At 34.2% G+C, this 9980-nt stretch carries 10 protein-coding genes; 3 read left to right on the top strand and 7 right to left on the bottom strand.

The window, feature by feature from the left end:
• Nucleotides 1–52 precede the first annotated feature (52 nt).
• Nucleotides 53–319, bottom strand: a complete 267-nt coding sequence (locus tag MUN42_RS03060) for a GlsB/YeaQ/YmgE family stress response membrane protein (protein ID WP_243342885.1) — start codon at nt 317–319, stop codon at nt 53–55.
• 149 nt (nt 320–468) lie between these two features.
• Between MUN42_RS03060 and MUN42_RS03055 the strand changes: the two genes are divergently transcribed.
• The 3 genes from MUN42_RS03055 to MUN42_RS03045 are packed head-to-tail and all read left to right on the top strand — an operon-like array spanning nt 469 to nt 3842.
• On the top strand, nt 469–1182 hold the full coding sequence (locus MUN42_RS03055) for a response regulator transcription factor (protein WP_243342884.1): 714 nt from the start codon (nt 469–471) through the stop codon (nt 1180–1182).
• Nucleotides 1163–2497 (top strand): HAMP domain-containing sensor histidine kinase, encoded by a 1335-nt coding sequence (locus MUN42_RS03050; protein ID WP_243342882.1) that lies wholly within the window; start codon nt 1163–1165, stop codon nt 2495–2497. The genes MUN42_RS03055 and MUN42_RS03050 overlap by 20 nt, the downstream gene beginning before the upstream one ends.
• 1 nt (nt 2498) lies before the next feature.
• Complete coding sequence (locus tag MUN42_RS03045) at nt 2499–3842, top strand: S41 family peptidase (protein ID WP_243342880.1); 1344 nt, start codon at nt 2499–2501, stop codon at nt 3840–3842.
• A gap of 270 nt (nt 3843–4112) precedes the next feature.
• Here the strand turns inward: MUN42_RS03045 and MUN42_RS03040 are convergent, their stop codons facing one another.
• From MUN42_RS03040 to MUN42_RS03015, 6 genes are all read right to left on the bottom strand, one after another.
• Nucleotides 4113–4619 carry an adenylate kinase gene (locus MUN42_RS03040; RefSeq protein ID WP_243342878.1) on the bottom strand — a complete coding sequence of 169 codons (507 nt, stop codon included), beginning with the start codon at nt 4617–4619 and terminating at the stop codon, nt 4113–4115.
• A gap of 43 nt (nt 4620–4662) precedes the next feature.
• Nucleotides 4663–5520: a MerR family transcriptional regulator gene (locus MUN42_RS03035; protein ID WP_243342875.1), complete on the bottom strand. Its 858-nt coding sequence runs from the start codon at nt 5518–5520 to the stop codon at nt 4663–4665.
• Between the two features lie 164 nt (nt 5521–5684).
• A complete protein-coding gene (locus MUN42_RS03030) occupies nt 5685–6755 on the bottom strand; it encodes a hypothetical protein (RefSeq protein WP_243342874.1) in 1071 nt (356 codons plus the stop codon).
• 93 nt (nt 6756–6848) lie between these two features.
• Nucleotides 6849–7766 carry a restriction endonuclease gene (locus tag MUN42_RS03025; RefSeq protein ID WP_243342872.1) on the bottom strand — a complete coding sequence of 306 codons (918 nt, stop codon included), beginning with the start codon at nt 7764–7766 and terminating at the stop codon, nt 6849–6851.
• Between the two features lie 61 nt (nt 7767–7827).
• Nucleotides 7828–8697 (bottom strand): fructosamine kinase family protein, encoded by an 870-nt coding sequence (locus MUN42_RS03020; protein WP_243342870.1) that lies wholly within the window; start codon nt 8695–8697, stop codon nt 7828–7830.
• Entirely contained in the window at nt 8684–9973 is a 1290-nt protein-coding gene (locus tag MUN42_RS03015; protein WP_243342869.1) for a CapA family protein, read from the bottom strand. The genes MUN42_RS03020 and MUN42_RS03015 overlap by 14 nt, the downstream gene beginning before the upstream one ends.
• Nucleotides 9974–9980 lie beyond the last annotated feature (7 nt).

Here is a 9980-nt window from a genome sequence, read left to right as displayed (position 1 = left end):
CGAGGACTTGTAATCCTCGTTTCCTATGGACAATTAGTCCAAATTTTTAATGTTACTTATTACTTCTACCTGTTACTAGGTTTACTATAAATAATAAGATGCATGCACCTATTACAGCATATATTATTTGCATGAAAAATCCTGGTGTAGAAGCGTTGAATAGGGTTCTGAATAACCAGTTACCTAGTCCTCCACCTAGTACACCTACTATAATGTTGGCAAAGCCACCCATTTCAGCATCTCTTTTCATAAATATACTTGCAATCCATCCTGCAAGAGCCCCTATTATGATTGAGGCAAAAAATCCAAAGTTTCCCATATTTTCTCCTTTATTTTTTATTCATTTCTAATATTACTATTAGTACTTTATATATAACCATTTCCAAAATTTCTAAACATTTTTTAAAGCTACTACAATGTTATCGAATAGTTTTCTCCTAATATGGTATAATAATGGGGAGGTATATTATGACAGATATAAATATTTTAATTATAGAAGACGAAGCCCCTATGTCTAACATGGCTAAGGCTCTTCTTACAAATCAAGGATATAATGTTTTGCAGGCCTTTGATGGAAAAACAGGCCTATCTTTATTGAACTCAGAAAAGATCGATCTAGTAATTTTAGATCTAATGTTACCCAAAATTTCTGGGGAGGAAATTCTAAAGGATATAAGAAGTAAATCAGACCTACCAGTAATTATAACTTCCGCTAAGGTTGAAGAAGCAGATAGGATCAATGGGTTAAGGCTTGGAGCTGATGATTATCTTATAAAGCCATATTCTTTAGAAGAACTCGGTGAGAGGGTTAGAGTGGTCTTAAGACGTGTTGAAAAATACAATATGCCAAGGGCAGAGATTATAAAAACATGTGACAATAGGCTATTAATCGACCTAAAATATAATAGGATTAAAAAGGATGGCGAAGAGATTTCTCTAACCAAAAATGAATTTGCGATTTTGAAAACCCTATTCTCATCTCCAAACAAAATTTTCTCAAGGGATGAAATAATTGAACTAACTTTTGGCCTTGACTATGATGCCTATGATAGGGCTATAGATACCCATATAAAAAATATTAGGCAAAAAATCGAGGATAATCCAAAAAAGCCAAAGTATATTAAGACGATCTACGGTATGGGATATAAATCTGGTGGTGTAGATGACATCATTAAGGAATAAATTATCCAAGAACTTTATAGCTGGTATGTTGGAATGTATCTTGATATTTTCGATCTTGATTACCCTCTTTATTAATATAAAATATGATGGTTTAGTAAAGATAATAGATGATAAGAAACCAGACCTCATAGGCGAGTGGTTTATCAGGTTAAATAATAACGATAATATAACTTCTGAAGAAATGTGGAAATATTTATCCGATATAAGTGACCAGCAAAATGTCAACATCAAGTATGTAGATGTTGATGGCAAATTATTAAGATTCATTAATTCCATTTCGGATTCAAAAAATACCGATATCAAAACCAAGTCCTACAATATTTATAATACTGGCAAGAAGACAGATGCAGGTAAATTAATTGTAGAGTACAGGTCTGATCATACTTTTATGAACAAACTTAAGAATGATGTAAGGGTATTTTTTATTATCGCTATATTATTTTCCCTTGTAATAGGGATAGTTATAGCCATACTTCTAGCAACCAATATAGCTAAACCTATTCTTGGAATTAACTCTACCACAGTAAAATTAAAAAAAGGAATTTATACCGATAATGATAAGATAGATTCTGATATTAGAGAGATTACCAGCCTTCAGGATAATATTAATTTCTTATCCAAATCCCTTAATAGGGAAGAAGAAATTAGGAAGAAGTATGCCCAAGATATCTCTCATGAACTAAGGACTCCCCTAGCTAATCTTGCCTTGGTTGTTGAAGCCCTAGAGGGAGGAATAATCAATTTTGATACTGAGGTAGCAAGAACCCTAAATGGAGAAATCAAAAGGCTAGAGGCTTTGGTTAACGGTCTAAAGGATAGCTTTAATGAAAGCGTATCAATGAATAAACTTAATCTAGAAGATACAAATGTTACAGAGCTTGTAGAAGAGCTATTAAACAATTTTACAGCAAATTTCTTAAAGAGAAATATAACCCTCCATGTAAACCTAGACCAAAATGTTCATTTGATAAGCGATAAGACCAAGTTATATCAGATTATCCAAAATCTTTTGACCAATGCCATAAAGGCAATAAATACTAACGGAAATATTAGCGTTAGTGTGATTGAAAGGTCCAAGTCAGTTTCCATAAAAATCGCTGATGATGGAGTGGGGATTTCTCAAGATAAAATTGATATGATTTTTGAAAGATTTTATAGGATAGATGATTCAAGAAATACCAAGACCAACGGCTTGGGCCTTGGCCTATCCATAGTTAAAAACTTTGTAGAGGCTCTAAATGGTAAAATAGATGTTGCCTCCACACTTGGAGAAGGAACAACTTTTACTGTTATTTTTGATAAGAAAGCACAATAATATGAAGAAAAAGAAAAGAAAATCTAGAGGCAAAAGTGAAATCAGGGTGGTAAGTAGGTCCAAAAATCCACCCTCAAGAAGGGCAAAGAAAAGGCTAAGGGCCATGTATAGGAGAAGGAGGATTCTCCTCTCAGTAAGTCTCCTAGTAATGATCCTTATACCTTCTGTCTTTATTTATAAGAAGGTAACTGCCTATGGAAGGACTGGCTATCCTGCCTTTAGGGAAGAAGTCTTAGAGGATTTAGCAACGAGGGCCATTGTATCAGATACCAAGGGAAGAAGTCTAACCACTTCTGAGAAACTCTCTGACTTTGATAAGGTCTATGATACAGTCCTAGCTAATTTTGCAGTAACTAATGCCAACCGAGAAAATTATCTAGAATTTGAGAAGGCCTATGAAGAATATAGAAAGAGAACGCTAAATTCTAAGACTGACCAAGAGTTTTTTGAAATCCTTACAGACCTTATGGGTAAACTCGGAGATGATTCATCCTTTATCCTAGATAAGTCTAGCTATGACAGCCTATTTGACCACTACAAAAATATGAAGGATACTAATAAATCCAAGGTACTTGGAGCTGACCAAGTTGTAGATAGGTACAATAGGATGATAGGTAAGGAAAATAATCCATCAACTATGAGCCTTGATACTTCTAACCAAGGCCTATTGATAATTAAGCTTCCTAACTTTGCTGCCAATAATTTTGATAAGGAGCTGGAAGAAATAATGAACACCATCACTTCTAAGGAAATAAATTCAATAGTCTTTGACCTATCTGATAACAAGTCCATAGATTTTATATACACCAACAAGCTCTTAACTTATTTCATTGACCAAGACTATAATGACGAAAAACTTTACTTTTATAGGGGCAATATTTTCCGAAATACCTTGGAGGATATTAAAAACATAAAGGATTCGACCTACCAAACTGCCCTTGCCTCTAATCTAGCAGTCAAGTATGAAAATCCTAGTGATAAATTCGATAAAAATGACTTTATGTACTATGATAAGGTCAGTCTTAATTTAAAAAAAGATACTAGTCTCAAAAAAAGAGCCTTATATGTCCTAACCAATGATAATACAGCAAATGAAGCTATCAGATTTGCTTATTTATTAAAAGAAAAAGCCGACGCCCACCTAACTAAAAACGCCCTAGAAACAGAAGCAACTAGCCGTGAATTAGTTAAATTTATGCCAGCAGATTTATTTTGCCTTGACCATAGTGGTCTAATAATATCACTAAATACAAGCATAGAAGAAGGAGATCCGACCTATCTTACCTATGACCATAGAATAAACTCTGACAAACCATATAGGGCGATTATCGATCTTGTAGAATAGCTGATGTATTCAGCTATTTTATTTACGTTTATATATCTTTTATATATAATACCAATACAAAATTTATAGGAATTTACATAATGGCTATTTACTAAGGCTATGTTTATAGTGTGAGAAAACTATAAGAATATTCTTATTAGTTAATTATATATTTATCATAAGATATATGAACAATGTTATTATTTTAATGAGACTGTGAAATTATTGATACCAGAGTTAGTTACCTAGATCTCTGGTATCTGTTATTATAGAAAAATTAATATGCTACAATTAATAAAGTAAACAATTGCTAGGGTAATTTTTATCAATTAATACTATATTTTGGCCCCTAAAGTCTTCATAGAATTTTTGATTGTCTTGAATAAGCTCTTCCTTGCTTGGGAAGTCTCCCTGCCTTTTTTCTATGATATCTTTCTTAGCTATAATGGAATCATAATTATTTTCTATATATGATTTTGTCATTACCAGGCAATATAATTTAATTTTATCTAAATAGTACTTATCAAAGTCCATGTACCAGTCTTTTGGTATATAGGCTCCCTCTATTGTGAGATTCTGCTTATTTTCTATGACTGTTTTTATCATCTCCCTAATTATAGGCCACATATATCTTGTCAATTCATTGTCGTCATAGACACTTAGGTCCGTGCACTTTGATCTAATTAGGCCCATTTTAAGGTGGTCTATGGAAAAATAAGGTATCTTGTATCTTTCTAAAAGGTCTTGCGATAGTTTGGTCTTGCCAGTAAGACTTGATCCAGTAATTAATATAAGCAAAAAGCTCCTCCCTAAATAAATAATTTTAGCTTATATTATTATATCATTTACCCTTACTTTTTTGCATAAGGTATAGGTCATTTGCCTTTAATAGTTTCTTATAGTAGTCATCATAGGACTTGCTCATTTTTCTTAGAAGAGGGATAGCTATTTCATAATATTTATTTTCAACCATATATTTTTGTAATTTATCGTAGATTACTTTTATAGGGCTATTTAGATAAGCTTCGCTTGATTTATAGTCCTGGTATTTAGAAATGCTATCTTTATTATCATTTAACCATTCTTCAATATTTTCTACTGCCCTTATCTTTTCTTCATTAATTGCCCCAAGGCTTTCCATATCAAAAGTTGAGCTAAGCTCATCTATATAAGCTATTTCATCTTCTGTCAAATCTAAGGCTGGCAATAAGTCTAAATAATTTACAAGTTCCTCATAGGCTTCCTCCCCATCCTTGTCTAAAGGCTCATTTAAAAATCCCTTGTAAGCAGCAAAAAATATCTGACCAAAGTAGCCTGGAAAGGCCCCTATCAGTCTTTCATAAATTGTTTCCTCTACATCTATGATTTTTATTTTTTCACTGATAATTTCTTCACTTACTCCTTTTATTATTAGTTCTAAGACTTTTTCTCTCTTTTTATCAAGATCAATTTGATGTTGTTTATTTCTTAGGATACTAGACAAATAATTTATATCGTAAGATATTAGCTTTTTTACGTCATCGATTTTAATTCCTAATTTCCTAAATAATGTAATTTTTCTTAATATTTCTAAGTCTTCCTCGCTATAATATCTATATCCATTTTCAGCTTTTTGGGGATTAATTAGACCTTTTATCTCATAATATTCGATTGCCTTCCTAGTTAGTCCAGTTTTCTTTTGAATTTCATTTCTTAGCATAATTCATTTCCTCCTTTAATTAAAGGATACTCCTGTACCCTGGGAGCATGTCAATTGTTTTTATAGATTATTAACAAAATAAAAAAATTTGTAGAATCTTATCATCTCTTTAGATTTAGGTACAAAAAAAGCCTTCGGTTAGACCGAAAGCTCTTAGTTTTTTATTATCTTTCTACAAAACGTAGTGAAGCTTTTTCTCCAAGTTTACCACCAATAGCACTTACTACTAAGGCTACTAGTAGGCCTATAAATACTAGAACAGAGCCAAATGATGCCTTGTTAGTTGCATCTTGAGCACCTTCTTTAGCATTTTCTACGCCTTGATTTACTGATGTAGCTACTTGATTGACTAGTTTAGAGGCTTCTTCACTAGCTGCTGTTAATGTTTTTTGAGCAGATTCTGCTGCAGTTGTAAGACCATTATAGATGTTAGATGATATTTCTTGAACTTCTTCTTCACTTAGGTCAGAGTTGTTTGATACTGCTGTATAAACTGCATCTTCATCAACGGCTTCTACTACTGAATTAGCTTTTTCTCCAAGACTGTTTGAAAGATCGGTTACGATTTGTTCACTATTTTCTGGATTAATAGCTAAATCTTTAACTGCTGCTGTTACTTCATCTTTACTTTCTTGAAGTAAATTTTTGATATAGTCTGGTTGAAGTTCTTCTACTTCTGTATCTGCTAGGTAAGTTTCAATGTTATTTTGAAGCTCTTCAGTATCAACTTCTTCAATAGAATCTCCTACGCTAGAAAGACCTTCGCTGATTGCTGATCCTGCTGTGTTTGCTGCAGTTTCTGCTACATTTCCAACACCACCAGCTACTGAACCTAGTACGTTTCCAGCAACACCAAGTGCTGAAGATAAAGCATTAAATACTAGAGTGAATAGTAGTAATATTGCTAAAGCCCAAGTAACTCCACCATGTAAGATACCTGTTGATCTTGCTGAATAACCTGCCACGAATCCACCAGCTAAAAATGAAATAATCAATGTAATGATTGTCCATATTCCTGTTGCTATTCCAATACCTGAAAGTGGATTTGGATCAGTTGGATTTAAAAATCCAAATCCTAAAGCTGCTGTTATAAGGTTTAATACTAAAAACGCTGCTGCTGCACATATAGCTCCTGCAAAGATTGCTCCCCAAGATAGGTTTTTGCCAGCAGTTTGAGGAGAGGTAGCTCTCTCATAAATTTTGTTATCATCTCTTCTTCTACGATTTTCTGTCATAATTCCTCCTTTATATTTTTATTAATAATAAATATATTTCAAAATATTCTTACTTTTATAATATACCCCTAGATTAGAAAAAATCACTTTTTTTTACAAATTTTTATAAATTTCTTGATCCCTAACAATTTCACTAACCATATCTCTTCCTTGATTCATCTTCTTAATATTTTTTATATCAAGGATTATGATATCTCTTTTAAGTAGCTCTTCCTTGCTAGCCTCTGTGAGGTAAGAGGAGTTAATAATAAGAATAGGCTTTGCAGCTGATTCTATATCTACCATAGTATTTATTAAATCCCTTACAAAGTCTTCGTCAAGTTTTTCACTATTTTTTAGGTTCAAAATTTCGACAGCATAGGACTTATCTTTCTTCTTGGCAAAGAGGTCAAACCTATGAGATCTTTGAAATTTTTCTTCAAAAGGCTCCACATGGTAGCCTGACCTTCTAAAGGCATCAGCTATGAAGACTTCGCTTGTTAGTTCTAGGTCAATTTTTCTAAGGGCCTTGAGTAAATTGCTAGGGTTTATCTTAAAGATCCCCCTGTACTCTACAAAGTCTTGGCTCTTTTTTACATCAAAGCCTATAACTAAGTCATCGATTACATTAAAGTTCCCATGGGCTATAGCATTTCTTATATGCCTCAACAAGGCCATGGTCTTGGTTTCCTTGTTATCTGATAGTGTCATTACAAGCTTTTGCTCATCTGTACAAACTGATCCCCTAAAATGATTGGCCAGCTCTTCTGTGATTTCATCACTTATCAAGACATCCTCTTCTCCTAGATCCATTTTTATCCTTATTTCATCAAAAATATAATCGTCATATTCTGGATTTAGGAGCAGGTCATTTTTGCTCGCCTGCTCAGATGAAATATTTGGCACATACCAAAGCAAGTACTTGATTGATTCGTCCAAGTCTTCTGATAGTTTTATAGGAACTGATCCATGCTTAATCGAGAATTCTTTTTGGTTTTTACATTCATCTATAGAAAATTTGTTTTCTTTCATAATATCATAATCACCTTATATAATATATACCCAAATTTAAAAAATTCATAGATCCTATGACCTATGAACTTTTAAGAATTTTATATATGGATTCATCTACAAGGTTCTTGTAAACTTTACCAAACTTATTTAAATGTATCATATAAAAGTAGAGCCTATAAAATTCAAGCCTTAGAGGCAAGTTTTTATCCCTCTTTATGGTTTTGAAATATTCATTATAAAAGTCTCTACTAAGAGGGCCAAAGGCCATACTTATCCCTATATCAAATTCATAATCTCCATAGAGGGGATTGGGATCAAAGATTGCTGGAGACCTATCCTCTAAGAACATATAATTGCCTGAGTAGAAGTCCCCATGAAGGAGATGAGGATGACTCTCCCTATCTCCAAGGACCCTCTCCATTATTCTTCTTATGTTATGATAAAGGAGCTTATCTCGATTTTGCCAGATACCTTTTTTGATAAGGTTCTGGGTTAAGCCGTCCATCCTTTGACCTATAAAAAGCTCAGCCCAAGTATCCACATAAGCATTGGTAAATTTTATATGATCGGACTCGTAGGGGAAGTCAAAGCCAAATTTCCCATTAGGACTTTCTATCTCGTGGAGGTCTTTCATAAGCCTTGCCAGATCTCCCATAGACCCCACAGGTCCTTCCTCCAAGTAAGTTATAAGGAGGTAGGCCTTATCACCTACAAGACCCTTATCTATTAACCTAGGGGCTGCTATATTATTTTCATTTAAAAGCTCTAGCCCCCTAGCTTCCCCATCAAAAAAGCCTTCTGATCCCCCTGGATGGACTAGGAGAAAATATCTTTCGTCTTGACCTAGAATTTTATAGGCCTCATTGGTATCTCCTCCTGGGAGGAGTCTAATATCTTTTACTTCAATAGGCAAGTTTTTAAAAATCTCTTCCATCTTAGATACCTGCATCTATTATTGCCTTGTTCATTTCCTGAGCATTTTCTATAAGCCACGCAGTGCCAGGATCTATAGCTCCCATCTTTTCCTCATCTTCTAAATATGGAGTAGCTACGAAAGTTTTAAGGAGGCTACCAAATTCATCATAGGACCTATCGACACAAGTTGTGTGATACCTTTGGTTAACTAGGCTTGCCTTCTTATCCCCGATTTTTTCTATATCAACTTCTACCAGTAGGCCTTGCTCTACCCTATAATCTCCTTCAAAGGCAGCTTGCTTTTGATTTGATAGGAGGTTTCCTAGGGAATAGTAAATAATTCCATTATGGCCATCCTCACTCTCATATTCTTCCATCCCTTGGATTACGTGAGGGTGGTTACCTATTACTAGATCAGCTCCCCAATCTATCATATCATGGGCAAGGTCTATTTGATATTGCTCTGGATAGGATGAGTATTCTATACCCCAGTGAGGATATATTACTAGAAAATCTACTTCATCTTTGATATTCCTTATGTCCTCTTCGATTTTGTCAGGGTCAAGCATATTTACCATCTTGCTCTTATCTTCTGTATCTAACATATATTCAAAGCCATTAAGGATCTCTGCATAGGATAAGATGCCAAGTTTTATTCCATTTACATCATGGATTAACTTAGACCTTTCTCCGGTATTTGATGTGCCAGTATTTTCTATTCCGTAGGAATTCATCAATTCTATAGTTGATTCCAAGCCCTCGAAGCCAGTATCTAGGCTATGGTTATTGGCAGTAGTCATAACATCGACACCTGCATCCTTCAATGCCCTATAGATTTCCTTGTTGGAATTAAATTGAGGAAAACCTGATGGCTCAAGGTTGGGATTTACTGTAAATTCGTTATTCACCATAAAGAAGTCAAAGTCTCCTGCAAAGTCTTTTAAATTTTCGAAGGACCTAGAGTAATCATAGACCCCTCCCCCGTAATTGTAGGCATAGTCATTTATAGGCATATGGGGCAATATATCTCCACCAAAGAGGAGACGGGCAGTCTTAACTTCCTTATTCTCTGAAGTCTTTGAGATAGGTCTACTTTCTTCACTTACTTCCTTGCCTAGATTATTAGCAGACTTATTAAGGTAGTCGTCTATTGATGATGCGAGGTCGTCATCTTGGCTTCCTTGACTTATCTCTTGGCTTGGCTCGTTTTGACTTTCTTCTGGTAAAGCTTGATCTGCCTTCTCTTCACAGGATACTCCCACAAAAAGGCTTAGGGCTAAGAGAGTCAAGATTTTAAATTTATTTTTCATACTTCCT

Origin of the sequence: Anaerococcus sp. AGMB09787 (assembly GCF_022808955.1) — a bacterium.
Lineage (GTDB): Bacteria > Bacillota > Clostridia > Tissierellales > Peptoniphilaceae > Anaerococcus.
The sequence above is the reverse complement of the archived record's forward strand: the minus strand, read 5'-3'. Positions and strand labels throughout refer to the sequence as shown.

Bases quoted from the DNA above. Each gene is read 5' to 3' on its own strand.
- MUN42_RS03015 (WP_243342869.1), bottom strand. From the start codon at position 9,973: ATGAAAAATAAATTTAAAATCTTGACTCTCTTAGCCCTAAGCCTTTTT.
- MUN42_RS03045 (WP_243342880.1), top strand. From the start codon at position 2,499: ATGAAGAAAAAGAAAAGAAAATCTAGAGGCAAAAGTGAAATCAGGGTG.
- MUN42_RS03055 (WP_243342884.1), top strand. From the start codon at position 469: ATGACAGATATAAATATTTTAATTATAGAAGACGAAGCCCCTATGTCT.
- MUN42_RS03050 (WP_243342882.1), top strand. From the start codon at position 1,163: ATGACATCATTAAGGAATAAATTATCCAAGAACTTTATAGCTGGTATG.
- MUN42_RS03035 (WP_243342875.1), bottom strand. From the start codon at position 5,520: ATGCTAAGAAATGAAATTCAAAAGAAAACTGGACTAACTAGGAAGGCA.
- MUN42_RS03030 (WP_243342874.1), bottom strand. From the start codon at position 6,755: ATGACAGAAAATCGTAGAAGAAGAGATGATAACAAAATTTATGAGAGA.
- MUN42_RS03025 (WP_243342872.1), bottom strand. From the start codon at position 7,766: ATGAAAGAAAACAAATTTTCTATAGATGAATGTAAAAACCAAAAAGAA.
- MUN42_RS03020 (WP_243342870.1), bottom strand. From the start codon at position 8,697: ATGCAGGTATCTAAGATGGAAGAGATTTTTAAAAACTTGCCTATTGAA.
- MUN42_RS03060 (WP_243342885.1), bottom strand. From the start codon at position 319: ATGGGAAACTTTGGATTTTTTGCCTCAATCATAATAGGGGCTCTTGCA.